16 protein-coding genes are annotated in these 16096 nt (G+C 71.7%); 6 read left to right on the top strand and 10 right to left on the bottom strand.

Features of this window, described 5'->3' with window-relative positions; all coding sequences use genetic code 11:
* Positions 1 to 73: 73 nt before the first annotated feature.
* The 3 genes from ACH4MY_RS18910 to ACH4MY_RS18900 all read right to left on the bottom strand — a co-directional run bounded on the left by ACH4MY_RS18910 (position 74) and on the right by ACH4MY_RS18900 (position 3285).
* Complete coding sequence (locus ACH4MY_RS18910) at positions 74 to 1099, bottom strand: 6-phosphofructokinase (RefSeq protein WP_398004381.1); 1026 nt, start codon at positions 1097 to 1099, stop codon at positions 74 to 76.
* A gap of 190 nt (positions 1100 to 1289) precedes the next feature.
* Positions 1290 to 2018 carry a type 1 glutamine amidotransferase gene (locus ACH4MY_RS18905; protein WP_030686136.1) on the bottom strand — a complete coding sequence of 243 codons (729 nt, stop codon included), beginning with the start codon at positions 2016 to 2018 and terminating at the stop codon, positions 1290 to 1292.
* Between the two features lie 19 nt (positions 2019 to 2037).
* The gene (locus ACH4MY_RS18900; protein ID WP_398004379.1) at positions 2038 to 3285 is read right to left on the bottom strand and encodes a MurT ligase domain-containing protein; all 1248 of its coding nucleotides are present in this window, start codon (positions 3283 to 3285) and stop codon (positions 2038 to 2040) included.
* Positions 3286 to 3411: 126 nt separating this feature from the next.
* Here ACH4MY_RS18900 and def point away from each other — a divergent pair, with 126 nt between their 5' ends.
* On the top strand, positions 3412 to 3972 hold the full coding sequence (gene def, locus ACH4MY_RS18895; protein WP_398004378.1) for a peptide deformylase: 561 nt from the start codon (positions 3412 to 3414) through the stop codon (positions 3970 to 3972).
* A 56-nt stretch (positions 3973 to 4028) separates the two neighbouring features.
* Here def and ACH4MY_RS18890 read toward each other — a convergent pair whose 3' ends face one another.
* Positions 4029 to 4676: a TetR family transcriptional regulator gene (locus ACH4MY_RS18890; RefSeq protein WP_398004376.1), complete on the bottom strand. Its 648-nt coding sequence runs from the start codon at positions 4674 to 4676 to the stop codon at positions 4029 to 4031.
* A gap of 164 nt (positions 4677 to 4840) precedes the next feature.
* On the opposite strand from ACH4MY_RS18890, the gene ACH4MY_RS18885 reads away from it, so the two are divergent.
* Positions 4841 to 6055 carry an acyl-CoA dehydrogenase family protein gene (locus tag ACH4MY_RS18885; RefSeq protein WP_398004374.1) on the top strand — a complete coding sequence of 405 codons (1215 nt, stop codon included), beginning with the start codon at positions 4841 to 4843 and terminating at the stop codon, positions 6053 to 6055.
* A gap of 48 nt (positions 6056 to 6103) precedes the next feature.
* On the opposite strand, the gene ACH4MY_RS18880 is transcribed toward ACH4MY_RS18885, so the two are convergent.
* Positions 6104 to 6571: a VOC family protein gene (locus tag ACH4MY_RS18880; RefSeq protein WP_398004372.1), complete on the bottom strand. Its 468-nt coding sequence runs from the start codon at positions 6569 to 6571 to the stop codon at positions 6104 to 6106.
* A gap of 143 nt (positions 6572 to 6714) precedes the next feature.
* On the opposite strand from ACH4MY_RS18880, the gene ACH4MY_RS18875 reads away from it, so the two are divergent.
* Positions 6715 to 8088 (top strand): cytochrome P450, encoded by a 1374-nt coding sequence (locus ACH4MY_RS18875; protein ID WP_398004370.1) that lies wholly within the window; start codon positions 6715 to 6717, stop codon positions 8086 to 8088.
* Positions 8089 to 8185: 97 nt separating this feature from the next.
* Here the strand turns inward: ACH4MY_RS18875 and ACH4MY_RS18870 are convergent, their stop codons facing one another.
* Positions 8186 to 8998, bottom strand: a complete 813-nt coding sequence (locus ACH4MY_RS18870; RefSeq protein WP_398004642.1) for a putative protein N(5)-glutamine methyltransferase — start codon at positions 8996 to 8998, stop codon at positions 8186 to 8188.
* 16 nt (positions 8999 to 9014) lie between these two features.
* Positions 9015 to 9497 (bottom strand): glutathione peroxidase, encoded by a 483-nt coding sequence (locus tag ACH4MY_RS18865; protein ID WP_398004368.1) that lies wholly within the window; start codon positions 9495 to 9497, stop codon positions 9015 to 9017.
* A 36-nt stretch (positions 9498 to 9533) separates the two neighbouring features.
* Here ACH4MY_RS18865 and ACH4MY_RS18860 point away from each other — a divergent pair, with 36 nt between their 5' ends.
* A complete protein-coding gene (locus tag ACH4MY_RS18860) occupies positions 9534 to 9758 on the top strand; it encodes a DUF6011 domain-containing protein (protein WP_398004366.1) in 225 nt (74 codons plus the stop codon).
* A gap of 116 nt (positions 9759 to 9874) precedes the next feature.
* Positions 9875 to 10945 (top strand): RNA ligase (ATP), encoded by a 1071-nt coding sequence (locus tag ACH4MY_RS18855; protein ID WP_398004364.1) that lies wholly within the window; start codon positions 9875 to 9877, stop codon positions 10943 to 10945.
* 19 nt (positions 10946 to 10964) lie between these two features.
* Here the strand turns inward: ACH4MY_RS18855 and ACH4MY_RS18850 are convergent, their stop codons facing one another.
* The gene (locus ACH4MY_RS18850; protein WP_398004362.1) at positions 10965 to 11831 is read right to left on the bottom strand and encodes an acyl-CoA thioesterase; all 867 of its coding nucleotides are present in this window, start codon (positions 11829 to 11831) and stop codon (positions 10965 to 10967) included.
* Between the two features lie 13 nt (positions 11832 to 11844).
* Positions 11845 to 14403, bottom strand: coding sequence for a DEAD/DEAH box helicase (locus ACH4MY_RS18845; protein ID WP_398004360.1), 2559 nt, complete (start codon positions 14401 to 14403; stop codon positions 11845 to 11847).
* Between the two features lie 86 nt (positions 14404 to 14489).
* Between ACH4MY_RS18845 and ACH4MY_RS18840 the strand changes: the two genes are divergently transcribed.
* Positions 14490 to 15281, top strand: a complete 792-nt coding sequence (locus ACH4MY_RS18840) for a metal-dependent hydrolase (protein ID WP_398004358.1) — start codon at positions 14490 to 14492, stop codon at positions 15279 to 15281.
* A 37-nt stretch (positions 15282 to 15318) separates the two neighbouring features.
* On the opposite strand, the gene ACH4MY_RS18835 is transcribed toward ACH4MY_RS18840, so the two are convergent.
* Entirely contained in the window at positions 15319 to 16062 is a 744-nt protein-coding gene (locus ACH4MY_RS18835; RefSeq protein WP_398004356.1) for a TetR/AcrR family transcriptional regulator, read from the bottom strand.
* Positions 16063 to 16096: the final 34 nt, after the last annotated feature.

The raw sequence follows: 16096 nt of genomic DNA, 5'->3' as shown, positions 1-16096 counted from the left end.
GTTGTCCGCACCAGACTAGAACCGCCCCCGGCCGCGACTGCGACCGGGGGCGGATGTCACGCGGGGAGCTGCGTCAGAGCACGCACTCGGCCTCGGCGTAGCGGTCGGCGGGGACCGTCTTGAGGGTCTCCACGGCCTGGGCCAGCGGGACCATCGTGATGTCCGTGCCGCGCAGCGCGGTCAGCATGCCGAACTGGCCGCGGTGCGCCGCCTCGACCGCGTGCCAGCCGAAGCGGGTGGCGAGGACACGGTCGTACGCGGTCGGGGTGCCGCCGCGCTGGACGTGGCCGAGGATGACCGGGCGGGCCTCCTTGCCGAGGCGCCGCTCCAGTTCCACGGAGAGCTGGTTGGCGATGCCGGTGAAGCGCTCGTGGCCGTAGATGTCGGTGCCGGCGGTCTTGAACTCCATCGAGCCCTCACGCGGCTTCGCGCCCTCGGCGACGACGACGATCGCGAACCGCTTGCCGGCCTCGAAACGCTCGCCGACCCGGGCGGTCAGCTCGTCCATGTCGAAGGGGCGCTCGGGGACGACCACGGCGTGCGCGCCGGCGGCCATGCCGGAGTGCAGCGCTATCCAGCCGGTGTGACGGCCCATGACCTCGACGACGAGGACCCGCTGGTGGGACTCGGCGGTGGTCTTCAGCCGGTCGAGGGCCTCGGTGGCGACGGTGACGGCCGTGTCGAAGCCGAAGGTGACGTCGGTGGAGGCGATGTCGTTGTCGATGGTCTTCGGAACACCGACGATCGGGAGACCCGCCTCGGAGAGCAGGTTCGCCGCCTTCAGGGTGCCCTCGCCGCCGATCGGGATGATCGCGTCGAGCCCGAGGTCGGCCACATGGCCGCGGGCGCGCTCGACGCCGCCGACCAGGTGCGCGGGCTGGACCCGCGAGGAACCGAGGATGGTGCCGCCCCGGGCCAGGATGCCACCGACCGCCTCGAGATCGAGCTTGCGGTAATCGCACTCCAGGAGGCCCTTCCACCCGTCGTGGAAGCCGATGACCTCGTCGCCGTGGTCGACGACGGCGCGGTGCACGACGGAACGGATGACAGCGTTCAGACCGGGGCAGTCTCCGCCGGAGGTGAGCACGCCAATGCGCATAGCCCAAAAACCTTTGCAACGTGGGCCGACTCCCGGACCACGTCGTCCGGCTGGATCCCCGCCACCCTATCGGTGCAGGGTGGCGGGGCCGAACCGGATGTCCGCACAGTGGACAACGTACGTTCGTACGAGAGGCCCACAGTGGTGCGCCCGGTGCCCCGGACCCGTCCCGGACGGGGCCGTGCGGTCCCTACGCGGGCTGGGTGGCCGCCGCGATGCGCTCGGCGCGCAGCGCCTCGTACCAGCGGTCGTCGGTCGGCGGCAGCGCGTTGACGTCGAGGGCCAGCTTCAGGAGCAGGTCCGCGATCTGCGGGTTGCGGGCCATGACGGGGCCGTGCATGTACGTACCGAAGACGGTGTCGTTGTACGCGCCCTCGGTGCCGTCGCCGGTCCCGTTGCCGTTGCCGAAGACGGTGCGGGCGAACGGCCGGGCCGTCGGGCCGAGATGGGTGATGCCCTGGTGGTTCTCGAAGCCCGTCAGCTGGGGCAGGCCCAGCCGCGGGTCGATGTCCCCGAGGACGTCGCCGACGCACCGGGCGCCCTCGCCGCGGGTCGAGATCACGTCGATGAGCCCGAGGCCGGCCTCGCGCTCGCCGAGGTCGTTGATGAACTCGTGGCCCAGGATCTGGTAGCCGGCGCAGACCGAGAAGATGATCGCGCCGTTGGAGGCGGCCCGGCTCAGGCCGCCGTCCCGCCGGAGCCGCTCTGCCGCGAGCCGCTGCGGACGGTCCTCGCCGCCGCCGATCAGATAGATGTCGCCCGAGGTCGGCACCGGCTGGTCGCTGCGGACGTCGACGCGCTCGACGCTGAGACCGCGCTGTTCGGCACGGCGCTGGACGACGAGGACGTTGCCCTGGTCGCCGTAGGTGCTGAGCAGGTCCGGGTAGACCCAGACCAGGCGCAGACTGCTGTCACTCATGCTGCAAGTCCTCTACGGGTCAGTTGCCGACGCGGCGGCGGACGTCCTGGAAGGCGGTGTAGTTGGCGATCAGCTCGATCTGCCCGGGCGGGGCCATCGAGACGGCCTCGTCCAGCGTCTCGCAGACGCGGAAGTCCACACCCGCGACCTCCAGGCGGACCGCGAGGTCCAGCTTCCGGTCGCCGATCACCATGATCGGGTGGCCGGCGAGCCGGCCGTAGTCCACGTCCCACAGCCAGGAGGTGTCCGTGCCGTCGGCGCCGCGCGCGTTGACGGACAGGATCACCGGGGCGGGCGGCCCGTCGATGAGGGAGAACGTCTCGAGCCAGCCGGCCGGGTTCTTCGCGAGCAGCAGTCGCAGCTCACGGCCCTGGAAGGAGACCACGTCGTACCGGCCGGCGACGGCCTGCACCTGGTACATGCGCTCCAGGGCCACCTGCGGCGGCACCCCGAAGACGGCGGCGACGGCGGCCGAGGTCGCGGCGTTCGCCTTGTTGGCGCGGCCGGGCAGCTGCAGTCGGATCGGCCAGGCCGAACCGTGCGGGTCGAGTACGTGGTCGCCGCTGAGCGCCCAGCTCGGCGCGGGACGGCGGAAGCCGCACTCGCCGCAGAACCAGTCGTCGCCGGGACGCTGCATGACACCGCCGCAGGCGGGGCACGACCAGGCGTCGTCCTTCCACTCCTGGCCGGCGGCCACCCACACCACGTTCGGCGAGGAGGAGGCGGCCCACACGATGAGCGGGTCGTCGGCGTTGGCGACGACGACGGCCTTCGTGCCGTTGAGACCCTCGCGCCACTTCTCGGCGAGCATCCGGGTCTCGGCGGCGCGGTCGAGCTGGTCGCGGGAGAGGTTGAGCAGCGCGATGACCTTGGGCGTGGTGTCACGGGCGACGCCGGCGAGGTACTTCTCGTCGACCTCGATCACACCGAACTTGGAGTCCGAGCCGCCGGCCAGCGCCGAGGTGATGCCGGCGGGCATGTTGGCGCCGAGGGCGTTCGAGACGACGGGGCCGGCGGCGCGCAGGGCTTCCGCGATCAGCCGGGTGGTGGTCGTCTTGCCGTTGGTCGCCGACACCAGGACGACGTCCAGATGCTGCGCGAGCCGGCCCAGGAGGTCGGGGTCGAGCTTCAGCGCGACCTTGCCGCCGATCACCGATCCGCTGCCGCGCCCCGCCGCACGCGACACCGCGGCCGCGGCCCTGCCCGCCGTCACGGCCAGCTTGGCGCGCGGCGACAGCGGCTCTGGATTACCGGGGTGTCCTGACATCGTTCTTGTTCCTCCTTGCGTCGGTCCGGGCTCAGCCTATCGAGATCCGGCCAGCAGCCCGAACAGCGGCACCGCCGAGCGGTCGCGCGAAACAGCCAGGTCACGGCGGACCGTACCCTTACGGCCATGCGAAACCGCCCCATCCCCGGCAGTTCCGGCCTCGTCCGAGCGATGACTCTGCTCGGCGACCCCGTGCTGCACACACCCTGCGCTCCCGTCACCGACTTCGGACCCGAACTGGCCCGGCTCGTCGAGGACATGTTCGCCACGATGTACGCGGCGAACGGCGTCGGCCTCGCGGCGAACCAGGTGGGTGTGGGCCTGCGTGTCTTCGTCTACGACTGCCCCGACGACGAGGAGACCCGTCACCTGGGCCATGTGGTGAACCCGCGCCTGGCGGAGGCGGACGGTGAGCTGATCCGGGGCCCGGAGGGCTGTCTCTCCCTGCCGGGTCTCGAGGCCCCGACGCCCCGTTACGACCGCGCGGTGGTCGAGGGGGTACGGGTGGACGGCACTCCGGTACGGGTCGAGGGCACGGGTTTCTTCGCCCGCTGCCTCCAGCACGAGGCCGACCATCTGGAGGGCGGGGTCTACGCGGACCACGTCTCGGGGTGGCGCAAGTCACGTCTGCTCCGCACGATCCGCAAGCAGCCGTGGGGGAGCGGGGCGGGAGTGCTGGAGGGCTGAGGGTCCCGCGGGGGCCGAGGGCCCGGAGGCCGCCCGGGGCCCCCGAGGGGGTCCGGTCAGAACCCCGGCCCGCCGGGGAGGTCCGGGGCCTGGGCGAGTCTTCCCCACAGGAGGTCCGCGAGGCTGCGGACGAGCTCGGCGCGGGAGCAGGGGCGTTCGCCGAGCCACCAGTCGCCGGCCGCGTGCATCATGCCGACGATGCCGTGGCCCCAGATCCGGGCCTGGGCCTCGGCGCCGGGTCCCAGGTCGACGCGTTCGGCGATGACCTGGCCGAGCTCCTCGCCCATGCGGCGGAGCAGCGGGGCGGAGTGGCGGCCGACGTCGAAGCCCTGCTCGGTCTGGTGCGGTTCCTCGGCGGGGTGCATGAGGAAGCGGTAGACCTGGGGCATCGCCTCGATCGAGGCGAGATAGGTGTCGAGGGTGGACTCGACACGGCGGCGGCGGTCGGACGGCGCGTCGAGCGCGGCCCGCAGAGCGGCGAGGAGGGCGTCCGTGTGCCGGATGGCGAGAGCGCGGTACAGGCCGCCCTTGTCGCCGAAGTGGCGGTAGAGGATCGGCTTGGTGATACCGGCCTCGGCGGCGATCGCGTTCATGGAAGCCTTGGGGCCGTCCCGGAGCACCACCCGGTCCGCCGCCTCCAGCAGTTCGCGGCGCCGCTGTTCGGCGGGTGTCTGCTGGTCGGTGGTCCGGTGTGCGATGTCCATAAGCGTGTCTCCCCGCCCGTGTGATTCCGTGAGGCTGTCGCAACGTAACACCCGGCCGCTGTCCGGTGCCGGTCGGGCCGAACCGCTCCACCGCAGGTTGACAGCATGTACCCGCCGGTAACAGACTGGTGTTACCGCAAGTAACGTACAGCTGGGGAGGGAATATGGGCGAGTTCACGCTCGAACTCAACGATGACCAGAAGCAGGTCCGCGACTGGCTCCACGGCTTCGCCGCCGATGTGATGCGCCCCGCGGCCGCCGAATGGGACGAGCGTGAGGAGACTCCCTGGCCGATCATCCAGGAAGCGGCCAAGCTCGGCATCTACTCGCTCGATTTCTATGCCCAGCAGTTCTTCGACCCGACCGGTCTCGGCATCCCCATGGCGATGGAGGAGCTCTTCTGGGGGGACGCCGGCATCGCGCTCTCCATCGTCGGTACCGGCCTCGCCGCCGTCGGCGTCCTCGCCAACGGCACCGAGGAGCAGATCGGCACCTGGATCCCGCAGATGTACGGCGACGCCGACGACGTCAAGGTCGCCGCCTTCTGCTCCTCGGAGCCCGACGCCGGCTCCGACGTGGCCTCCATGCGGACCCGGGCGGTCTACGACGAGGCCAAGGACGAATGGGTCCTCAACGGCACCAAGACCTGGGCGACCAACGGCGGCATCGCCAACGTCCACGTCGTCGTCGCCGTCGTCGACCCGGAGCTCGGCTCCAAGGGCCACGCGTCCTTCATCGTCCCGCCGAGCACCCCCGGCCTGTCCCAGGGCCAGAAGTTCCAGAAGCACGGCATCCGCGCCTCCCACACCGCCGAGGTCGTCCTGGAGGACGTCCGCGTCCCCGGCCACTGCCTCCTCGGCGGCAAGGACAAGCTGGACGACCGCATCGCCCGGGCCCGCGAGAAGTCCAGGGCGGGCGGCGAGCAGGTGAAGAACGCCGCGATGGCCACGTTCGAGGCCTCCCGTCCGGCGGTCGGCGCCATGGCCGTCGGCACCGCCCGCGCCGCGTTCGAGGTCGCCCTCGACTACGCGAAGACCCGCGTCCAGTTCGGCCGCCCGATCATCGAGAACCAGGGCGTCGCCTTCCAGCTCGCCGACATGGCCACCCAGATCGACGCGGCCCGTCTCCTGGTCTGGCGCGCCTCCTGGATGGCCACGGCGGGCAGGCCCTTCACGGCGGCCGAGGGCTCCATGTCCAAGCTGTACGCCAGCGAGGTCGCCAAGAAGGTCACGGCCCAGGCCATACAGATCCTCGGCGGCAACGGCTACACCCGCGAGTACCCGGTGGAGCGCATGCACCGCGACGCGGCCATCTACACCATCTTCGAGGGCACGAGCGAGATCCAGCGCATGGTGATCAGCCGGGCGCTCGCGAAGTAGCGGAACCGCCGGGGGCAAGGGCGACCCTTGCCCCCGGACCCGGGTCCCTCACACCAGGCAGAACTCGTTGCCCTCGGGGTCCTGGAGGACCACCGCGTAGTAGTCCATGCCGTTCGGCTCGTCCATCGTGTAGAGGATCGTCGCGCCGAGCGTCGTCAGACGGGCCACCTCGCCGTCCACCCGCTCGCGGCGCAGCGGGAGCGGGACCTCCCGGCCGCCGCCCACCTTCAGGTCGAGGTGGACGCGGTTCTTGACGGTCTTCGGCTCCGGGACGCGCTGGAACCAGACCCGGGGTCCCACGCCCTTCGGGTCCACGATGGACTCGGGGAGCTCGCCGGCGTCCTCGCCCAGCTCCTCCTCGGGGACGCCGACCGCCTCCCAGTAGTCCCGCCAGGTGGCGTGGCCCGCGGGCGGCGGATCGGGGATGTACCGCAGCGCCTCCAGCCAGAACGGCACCAGCCGCTGGGGGTCGGCGCAGTCGATGGTCAGTTGCAGAGTCAGCTCGGGGCGTTCCATACGGCGAGCCTCCCAGACCCCACTGACAGGCGACCGATTCGAGCCAACAGGCCAGATTCGGTCGGCCGTTCGGGCATCCCTACCCGCGGGTCACCTCCTGGGAGAGAATCGGCCCGCACGTGACGATCGAGGGGGAACCGTTCATGGCCATCACCACCGGTACCGAAGCACCCGAACTCGCGGGACTACCGCTGCTCGGCTCCATGTTCGACCTCAAGAACGACTCCCTGGGCACCTTCCTGCGCGCCCGGCGCGAGCACGGCGACGTCGTCCGGATCACCGCGGGACCGCCCGGGATCCGCGCCGTGGTCTACGGCGTCTTCTCCGCCGACGGAGCCCAGCAGGTCCTCGCCGGGGAATCGGCCAACTTCCGCAAGGACAACGCCTTCTACCAGGAGATCCGCGAGTCCTTCGGCAACGGACTGCTCACCAGCCAGGACGAGGACTACCTCCGCCAGCGCCGGCTCGTCCAGCCCCTCTTCACCCGGCGCCGCGTCGACGGCTACGCCTCGGCCGTCGCCACGGAGATCACCACCCTCACCCAGGAGTGGCAGGACAGCGGCGCGGCGTCCGTCGACGTCCTCCAGGAGATGGCCCGGTTCGCGCTGCGCGCCGTCGCCCGCATCCTCTTCGGCACGGACGTCGACGCCGCCGTCGAGATCGTCGAGAAAAGCTTCCCCGACCTCGGCGCGTACGTGCTGCGCCGCGGCTACTCCCCGCTCAACGTCCCCCGTGACTGGCCCACCCCCGGCAACCGCCGCGCCGCCACCGTCCACCGGGCGCTCTACGAGGTGTGCGACCGGATCATCGCCGAGCGCCGGAGCTCCGGCGAGGCCCCCGGCGACGGCCAGGACCTCCTCACCCTCCTCGTCGAGGCCGAGAGCGCCGAGGACGGCAGCTTCGACGCGACCGAGCTGCGCGAGCAGGTCCTCGTCTTCCTGCTCGCCGGCCACGAGACGACCGCCACGTCCCTCGGCTTCGCGCTCCACCTCCTCGCCCTCCACCCGGAGGAGCGGAAGCGGGCCCACGAGGAGGTCGACCGGGTCCTCGCCGGCCGTACCCCCGGCGCCGACGACCTCGACGCGCTGCCCTACGTCACCCGGGTCCTCAAGGAGGCGATGCGGCTCTTCCCGGCCGCCCCGGTCATCGGACGCCGTGCCGTCGCCGCCACCGAGGTCGGCGGGGTCGCCATCCCGGCCGGCGCGGACGTCATCGTCGCCCCCTGGGTCACCCACCGGCACCCGGACTACTGGGAGGACGCGGAGCGCTTCGACCCGGACCGCTTCACGCCCGAGGCGGAGGCCGCCCGGCCGCGCTACGCCTGGTTCCCCTTCGGCGGCGGCCCGCGCGCGTGCATCGGCCAGCACTTCTCGATGCTGGAGTCGGTGATCGCCCTCGCGATGATCCTTCAGAGGTACGACCTCGAGGCCGTCGACACCGTCGTGCCCGTCGCCCCGGCGATCACCCTCCAGGCGGCCGGCCCGGCCCGCTGCCGCCTCACGCCCAGGACGCTCTAGCCCGAGGACGCACGAGGGCGGCGGCGCAGCGGCCCGGGGCGGCAGAGGAGCGGCCGCGGCCCGCTCTCTCTCCCCCCCCCCGCCGGGACCCGGTCCGCTACCGCCGGGTCGCGACGACCACCGTCGCCCACCACTCGTCCGAGGTGATCACCTCGGGGTCCAGCAGGCCCCCCGACACCGCGGCGACGGCCTCGGCGGCCCGCTCGGCCTGCCGCTCGCTCGTCTCCACGAACAGCCGCCCGCCCGGCGCCAGCCACTCCGGCGCCTCGGCGGCGACCCGCCGCAGCACGTCGAGACCGTCCGGGCCGCCGTCGAGCGTGACGAGCGGCTCGTGGTCGCGGGCTTCCGGGGGCAGCAGCCCGATGTCCCCGGTCGGTACGTACGGCACGTTGGCGACCAGGATCCCGACCCGGCCCCGCAGCTCCGGGGGCAGCGGGGCGAAGAGGTCGCCCTCGTACACCCGGCCGCCGCGCGGCTCGACGTTCCGCCGGGCGCAGCGCACCGCCGCCGGCTCGATGTCCGAGGCGTGCACCTCCGCGCCCTCGACGCGGTCGAGCAGCACCGCGCCCGCCGCGCCGGAGCCGCAGCACAGGTCGACACAGACGGCTCCCGGCCGGGCCAGCTCCACCGCGTGCCCGATCAGGAACTCCGTACGCCGCCGGGGGACGAAGACCCCGCCGTCGACCTCGATCCGCAGCCCCGTGAACGCGGCCCAGCCGACGACATGCTCCAGTGGCAGGCCCGAGGCCCGCCGCTCGACCATCAGGTCGAGTTCGCCGGGTCCGGCCGCCGCCGCGAGCAGCATCTCCGCCTCTTCCTCGGCGAAGACACAGCCCGCGGCCCGCAGCCGCGCGACGACACGCTCGTCGGCGAGACCCTCGGGCGGACCGGCGGCCAGGCCGTCGGGCAACGCGCCGTTCACGGCGTCAGACAAGCTGCGCCTCGATCGCGGAGACGACCTCGGGGGCGTCCGGCTCGGTGCGCGGGCGGAAGCGGGTGACCTGGCCGTCGCGGCCGATCAGGAACTTCTCGAAGTTCCACTGCACGTCACCGGCCTCGCCCTCGGCGTCGGCGATCTTCACGAGCTCCGTGTAGAGCGGGTGGCGGGCGTCGCCGTTGACGTCGATCTTCTCCAGGAGGGGGAAGGAGACGCCGTACGTCGTCGAGCAGAAGGTCTGGATCTCGTCCGCGCTGCCGGGCTCCTGGCCCGCGAACTGGTTGCAGGGCACACCGAGCACGGTGAAGCCGCGCTCGCCGTACTCCTTCTGCAGCTTCTCCAGACCCGCGTACTGCGGGGTCAGGCCGCACTTGGAGGCGACGTTCACGACCAGGACCGCGCGGTCCCGGTAGTCGGCAAGGGAGACCGGCTCGCCGGTCAGGGTCTTCAGCGGAATGTCGTACAGGCTCATGGACTGCTCCTCGTCGGAATAGGGTTTGATCTCAGCATGGGAGACGAACCACTGGCAATCTCGATCGATTCCGCACCGGAGGCAGGACCGCGCCGGATCCTCTGCCGGCTCTGCGGCCGCCCCCTCACCGGCGTGGACTCCCGTCGCACCGGCCTGGGCCCCACCTGCGACGCCAAACTCCACCCACCGGCCCCGGACATCCGCTCCCGCCGCCACGAGGTGGACCAGGACACCCTCCCGGGCATCGACCAGACCCTGTAAGGCCCTGGGGGCGGAATCGGGCGACGCTACCAGCAGGTAAATCACTGGCCCACCCGTTTCCCCGATCGGCACAGTGACCCCGATGAGAGCGAAACCCGAGCACCCGGAGTCCTGATATGTCGACCCTGCGCGTCACCGCCGAAGTCCTGACCGTCCATCCCCATCCGAACGCCGATGCCCTGGAGCTGGCCCAGGTCGGTCTCTACCGGGCCGTCGTCGCCAAGGGCGCTTATCGGACCGGGGACGCCGCCGTCTACATCCCCGAGCAGGCCGTTCTGCCCGCCGCGCTCGTCGAGGAGCTCGGGCTGACCGGGCGGCTCGCCGGAGGGAGGTCGGACCGGGTCAAGGCGGTACGGCTGCGCGGGGAGCTGTCGCAGGGGATCGTGTGCCGGCCCGGCGCCCTCGCCGGCACGGACCTGGCGCGCGCGGCGGCCGAGGGGACCGACTTCGCGGAGACGCTCGGGATCGTGAAGTGGGTGCCGCCGATACCGCCGACGATGGACGGCGACGTGGAGGTGGCGCCGGACCTGCTGCCCTGGGTCGACATCGAGAACCTCCAGCGCTACCCGGGCATCTTCGAGCCGGGCGAGCCCGTCGTGCTGACGGAGAAGCTCCACGGCACGGCCTGCCTGCTGACCTTCCTCGCCGACGAGGGACGCGTCCAGGTCTCGTCCAAGGGTTTCGGTTCGAAGGGCCTGGCCCTCCAGGAGGACCCGCGGAACCTGTACTGGCGAGCCGTCCACGGCCACGGTCTGCCCGCCGTCGCCGAGCGGCTGGCGAAACGTCTCGGCGCCCGCCGGGTCGGCTTCTTCGGCGAGGTGTACGGCTCCGGGGTGCAGGACCTCGCGTACGGCGCCGACGCCCGCTCCCGGACCGTCGGCTACGCCCTCTTCGACGTCTCCGCCGAGATCGACGGCAGAGTGGAGTGGCTGGACCCGGCCGAGGTCCTGGAGGCCGGCGAGGTCCCGCTCGTCCCGCGGCTGTACTCGGGTCCGTACGACCTGGACACGGTCCTCGCGCACGCCACCGGCCGGGAGACCGTCTCCGGCCGCGAGGCCCATCTGCGGGAGGGGGTCGTCATCCGGTCCGCGACCGAGCGGTACAGCCCGGTCCTCGGCGGCCGGGCCATCGCCAAGGCGGTCAGCCCGGCCTATCTGACCCGCAAGGGCGGCACCGAGTACGAGTGACCCCGGTGCCGCCCCGGGCTCATCCGAGCTTGCGGAACAGGCCCTCCTGGACCACCGACACCAGGAGCTGCCCCTCGCGGTCGTAGATCCGGCCCCGCGCGAGTCCCCGGCCCCCCGTCGCGATCGGGGACTCCTGGTCGTACAGGAACCACTCGTCCGCGCGGAACGGCCGGTGGAACCACATCGCGTGGTCCAGCGACGCCATGTCGAAGCCCCGCGGGCCCCACAGGGGCTCGACCGGGATCCGTACCGCGTCCAGGAGCGTCATGTCCGAGGCGTACGTCAGGGCGCAGGTGTGGATCAGCGGGTCGTCGCCCAGCGGCCCCACGGCCCGCATCCACACCGCGCTGCGCGGGTCGGCGCCCTTGACCTCGTCCTGGGTCCAGCGCAGCCGGTCCACGTACCGGATGTCGAAGGGCTGCCGGCGGGCCATCCGCTCCAGGGCCTCCGGCAGCGTGCCCAGGTGTTCGCGGATCTCGTCCGCGAGGTTCGGCAGGCTCTCCGGGTCGGTCAGGTGCCGCGGCGGCAGCTGATGCTCGAAGGCGCCGTCCTCGGGCCGGTGGAAGGAGGCCGTCAGATTGAAGATCGTCCGTCCTTCCTGCACGGCCGTGACCCGGCGGGTCGTGAACGAGCGCCCGTCCCGCACCCGCTCCACCTGGTAGACGATCGGCACCCCGGGCCGGCCCGGCCGCAGGAAGTAGGCGTGCAGCGAGTGCACGGGCCGGTCGCCCTCGGTGGTGCGGCCGGCCGCGACGAGGGCCTGCCCGGCGACCTGTCCGCCGAAGACCCGTTGCAGCGACTCCTGAGGGCTCCGCCCACGGAAGATGTTGACCTCGATCTGCTCCAGGTCGAGCAGATCGACGAGCCTCTCGGCGGGGTTGGTCACGACGTGCGCTCCTCTACAGCTGTCCGACGGACGTCACGCGGAGCACCGCGCGGCCCTCCTCGTCGGAGGCCGCCAGGTCCACCTCCGCGCTGATGCCCCAGTCATGGTCGCCGTTCGGGTCGGCGAAGGTCTGACGGACGCGCCACAGGCCGTGCGCCGCGTCCTCCTCGATGGCGAGCAGCTTCGGGCCGCGGGCGTCCGGGCCGGTGGCGAGGTCGTCGTACTCGTCCCAGTACGCGTCCATCGCCTCGCCCCAGGCGTCGGCGTCCCAGCCGGCCTCGGCGTCCATCTCGCCCAGCGCGCCGAGGTTGTCGAGGGCGGCCAGTTCCACCCGGCGGAACATCGCGTTGCGCACCAGGACCCGGAAGGCGCGGGCGTTGGCCGTGACCGGCTTGACCTGGTCGGCCTTCTCCTGGGCCTCCTCGGCCGTCTGGACCTCCGGGTTGGCCAGCTGCTCCCACTCGTCGAGCAGCGAGGAGTCCACCTGGCGCACCATCTCGCCCAGCCAGGCGATCAGGTCCTCCAGGTCCTCGGTCTTCAGGTCGTCCGGGATGGTGTGGTCGAGTGCCTTGTACGCGCTCGCGAGGTAGCGCAGGACGATGCCCTCGGTGCGCGCCAGCTCGTACCAGGAGGTGAACTCGGTGAAGGTCAGGGCGCGTTCGTACATGTCACGGATGACCGACTTCGGCGACACCGGGTGGTCGCCGACCCACGGGTGGGACGTCCGGTAGACGTTGTACGCGTGCCAGAGCAGCTCCTCCAGCGGCTTCGGGTACGAGATGTCCTGGAGCCGCTCCATCCGCTCCTCGTACTCGACGCCGTCGGCCTTCATCTGCCCGACCGCCTCGCCGCGCGCCTTGTTCTGCATGGCGTGGAGGATCTGGCGCGGGTCGTCGAGGGTGGACTCGACGACGGAGACCATGTCCAGGGCGTACGAGGGGGACTCGGGGTCCAGCAGGTCGAAGGCGGCGAGCGCGAACGTCGACAGCGGCTGGTTGAGCGCGAAGTCCTGCTGGAGGTCGACCGTGAGGCGGATCGTGCGGCCCTCGGCGTCCGGGGTGTCGAGCTGCTCCACCACACCGCCGTCGAGCAGCGAGCGGTAGATCGCGATGGCCCGGCGGATGTGCCGCAGCTGGGCCTTGCGCGGCTCGTGGTTGTCCTCCAGGAGCTTGCGCATCGCCTCGAAGGCGTTGCCCGGGCGGGCGATCACCGAGAGCAGCATGATGTTGGTGACCTTGAAGCGGGAGGTCAGCGGCTCCGGCTCGGCGTCGATCAGCCGGTCGAAGGTGGTGTCGCTCCAGGCGACGAAGCCCTCCGGGGCCTTCTTGCGGACCACCTTGCGGCGCTTCTTGGGGTCGTCGCCGGCCTTCGCGAGCGCCTTCTCGTTCTCGATGACGTGCTCGGGGGCCTGGGCGACCACGTAGCCGGCCGTGTCGAAGCCGGCCCGGCCGGCCCGGCCCGCGATCTGGTGGAACTCGCGGGCGCGCAGCGTGCGCACCCGGGTGCCGTCGTACTTGGTGAGCGCCGTGAACAGCACCGTACGGATCGGCACGTTCACGCCCACGCCGAGCGTGTCCGTCCCGCAGATCACCTTCAGGAGACCCGCCTGTGCCAGCTTCTCGACGAGCCGCCGGTACTTCGGCAGCATGCCGGCGTGGTGCACGCCGATGCCGTGGCGGACGTAACGCGAGAGGTTCTGGCCGAACTTGGTGGTGAAGCGGAAGTTGCCGATGAGCTCGGCGATCCTGTCCTTCTCCTCACGGGTGCACATGTTGATGCTCATGAGGGACTGCGCGCGCTCCACGGCCTGCGCCTGGGTGAAGTGCACGATGTAGACGGGCGCCTGCTTGGTCTCCAGGAGCTCCGTCAGGGTGTCCGTGATCGGGGTCAGCCGGTACTCGTACGAGAGCGGCACCGGCCGGGTCGCCGAGCGGACCACCGAGGTCGGCTTTCCCGTGCGCCGGGTCAGGTCCTTCTCGAACATCGAGACGTCGCCGAGCGTCGCCGACATCAGGATGAACTGCGCCTGGGGGAGTTCCAGGATCGGGATCTGCCACGCCCAGCCGCGGTCCTGCTCGGCGTAGAAGTGGAACTCGTCCATCACGACCTGGTTGATGTCCGCGTACTTGCCGTCCCGCAGCGCGATCGAGGCCAGCACCTCCGCCGTACAGCAGATCACCGGGGCGTCCGCGTTCACGGAGGCGTCGCCGGTCAGCATGCCGACGTTCTCGGTGCCGAAGATCTTGCACAGGTCGAAGAACTTCTCCGACACCAGCGCCTTGATCGGCGCGGTGTAGAAGGTCACCTGGTCGTTCGCGAGCGCGGTGAAGTGCGCGGCCGCCGCGACCAGCGACTTTCCCGATCCGGTGGGCGTGGAAAGGATCACGTTGGCCCCGGAGACGACCTCGATCAGCGCCTCTTCCTGGGCCGGGTAGAGCGTGATGCCCCGGTCCTCGGCCCAGGAGGAGAAGGCCTCGAAGAGGGCGTCGGGGTCGGCGGTCGGCGGCAGCTGATCGATAAGGGTCACGCCCCCATCTTGCCTGGATTCCGCTCGGATGAGGGAACCGGCCATCGGCGGTGAAGATCACGGACGATAGGCTCGTCCGTCGACCGGTCGTCAACTGAGCGCCGGCACAGGAGAAACGGGGCGGACCAACCATGATGGGACCGGCACACTCGCTGTCCGGAGCGGCGGCCTGGCTGGGTGTCGGGGCGGCGGCAGCGGCCTTCGACCGCCCGATGCCGTGGCCGGTTCTCGTCGTCGGCGCGCTCATCTGCGCGGGTGCGGCGCTCGCCCCGGACCTCGACCACAAGTCCGCGACCATCTCGCGTGCCTTCGGGCCCGTCTCCAAGGGCCTCTGCGAGATCGTCGACAAGCTGTCGTACGCCGTCTACAAGGCGACCCGCTCCTCCGCGGACCCGCGCAGGTCCGGTGGTCACCGGACCCTCACCCACACCTGGCTCTGGGCCGTGCTGATCGGCGGCGGCGCCTCCGTCGCGGCGATCACCGGCGGCCGGTGGGCCGTGCTCGCGATCCTCTTCGTCCATCTGGTCCTCGCCGTGGAAGGCCTGCTGTGGCGGGCCGCCCGGATGTCCAGCGACGTCCTGGTCTGGCTGCTCGGCGCGACCAGCGCCTGGATCCTGGCGGGCGTCCTCGACAAGCCCGGCAACGGCTCGGACTGGTTCTTCACCGGCCCCGGCCAGGAGTACCTGTGGCTCGGGCTCCCGATCGTGCTCGGCGCCCTGGTCCACGACATCGGCGACGCCCTGACGGTCTCCGGCTGCCCCATCCTGTGGCCCATCCCGGTCGGCCGGAAGCGCTGGTACCCGATCGGCCCGCCGAAGGGCATGCGCTTCCGGGCCGGCAGCTGGGTGGAGCTGAAGGTCCTGATGCCGGCGTTCATGCTGCTGGGCGGGGTGGGCGGCGCCTCGGCGCTCGGCTTCCTCTAGTTCCCCGCCGGTTTCCCGACGGGCCCCCGGCCGCCGCTCAGGGGGTGCGGGGGACGCCCAGTGTCGTCACGAGCCGGGTCAGCTCCTCCTGGAACAGCTTGTCCGGGCTCGTGGTCTGGCGGCCGAGATGCCCGTAGACCTCCAGGGCGACGATCCCGTGCAGGTGTCCCCAGAGCCGTAGCGCGAGGGCGACACCGGCCGGCGGCAGGTCGGGGAAGGCCGGGCGCACCTTGTCGAGCAGCCCGGCGTCGAAGTCGTCCCAGGTGAACGCGCTGTCCCGGGAGAGCGGTTCGGCGTACGGCCAGGCCGCCGCGGCGAGTCCGGCGAGGCCGGTGCAGACCCGGCGGGCGGCCTCCGGGGCGGCGCCGTCCTCCGGGGCCCGGTAGCCGGGCACGGGGTCGCCGTACACGAGCCGGAAGCCCTCGGGGTTGGTCAGGGCCCAGGTGCGGAAGGCGTGGGCCCAGGCGAGGATCCGGGCGGCGGGTTCCTCGGCGGGGGTGCCGGCCCAGGCCGACTCCACGGCGTCGGCGAGGGCCGAGTACACGTCGTCGATGAGCGTGGTGACCAGGTCGTCGCGGGTGGCGAAGTAGCCGTAGATCGCGTTGGCCGTCATGCCCATCTCACGGGCGATGGCCCGCAGGGTGATGGCGTCGGGGCCGCCCGAGGCCATCAGGCGCAGGGCCGTGCCCTTGATCTCGGCGGTGGTCTCGGCCCGGAGCCGTTCGCGCCGTCCCCGGCCGGCCGGAGCCGTCCCCGCCCGTGTTTCCGCTGTCCCGGTCATACGGGCACCCTACCGTTCCCTTGGTTGGCGTATG

This window comes from Streptomyces sp. NPDC017246 (assembly GCF_044331325.1).
In the GTDB taxonomy this organism is placed as follows: Bacteria; Actinomycetota; Actinomycetes; order Streptomycetales; family Streptomycetaceae; genus Streptomyces.
Note: the sequence above shows the minus strand (reverse complement) of the source record. Positions and strands in the feature narration are given on the sequence as shown.

Bases quoted from the DNA above. Each gene is read 5' to 3' on its own strand.
- ACH4MY_RS18910 (WP_398004381.1), bottom strand. From the start codon at position 1,099: ATGCGCATTGGCGTGCTCACCTCCGGCGGAGACTGCCCCGGTCTGAAC.
- ACH4MY_RS18905 (WP_030686136.1), bottom strand. From the start codon at position 2,018: ATGAGTGACAGCAGTCTGCGCCTGGTCTGGGTCTACCCGGACCTGCTC.
- ACH4MY_RS18900 (WP_398004379.1), bottom strand. From the start codon at position 3,285: ATGTCAGGACACCCCGGTAATCCAGAGCCGCTGTCGCCGCGCGCCAAG.
- def (WP_398004378.1), top strand. From the start codon at position 3,412: ATGCGAAACCGCCCCATCCCCGGCAGTTCCGGCCTCGTCCGAGCGATG.
- ACH4MY_RS18890 (WP_398004376.1), bottom strand. From the start codon at position 4,676: ATGGACATCGCACACCGGACCACCGACCAGCAGACACCCGCCGAACAG.
- ACH4MY_RS18885 (WP_398004374.1), top strand. From the start codon at position 4,841: ATGGGCGAGTTCACGCTCGAACTCAACGATGACCAGAAGCAGGTCCGC.
- ACH4MY_RS18880 (WP_398004372.1), bottom strand. From the start codon at position 6,571: ATGGAACGCCCCGAGCTGACTCTGCAACTGACCATCGACTGCGCCGAC.
- ACH4MY_RS18875 (WP_398004370.1), top strand. From the start codon at position 6,715: ATGGCCATCACCACCGGTACCGAAGCACCCGAACTCGCGGGACTACCG.
- ACH4MY_RS18865 (WP_398004368.1), bottom strand. From the start codon at position 9,497: ATGAGCCTGTACGACATTCCGCTGAAGACCCTGACCGGCGAGCCGGTC.
- ACH4MY_RS18860 (WP_398004366.1), top strand. From the start codon at position 9,534: ATGGGAGACGAACCACTGGCAATCTCGATCGATTCCGCACCGGAGGCA.
- ACH4MY_RS18855 (WP_398004364.1), top strand. From the start codon at position 9,875: ATGTCGACCCTGCGCGTCACCGCCGAAGTCCTGACCGTCCATCCCCAT.
- ACH4MY_RS18845 (WP_398004360.1), bottom strand. From the start codon at position 14,403: ATGGCCGGTTCCCTCATCCGAGCGGAATCCAGGCAAGATGGGGGCGTG.
- ACH4MY_RS18840 (WP_398004358.1), top strand. From the start codon at position 14,490: ATGATGGGACCGGCACACTCGCTGTCCGGAGCGGCGGCCTGGCTGGGT.
- ACH4MY_RS18835 (WP_398004356.1), bottom strand. From the start codon at position 16,062: ATGACCGGGACAGCGGAAACACGGGCGGGGACGGCTCCGGCCGGCCGG.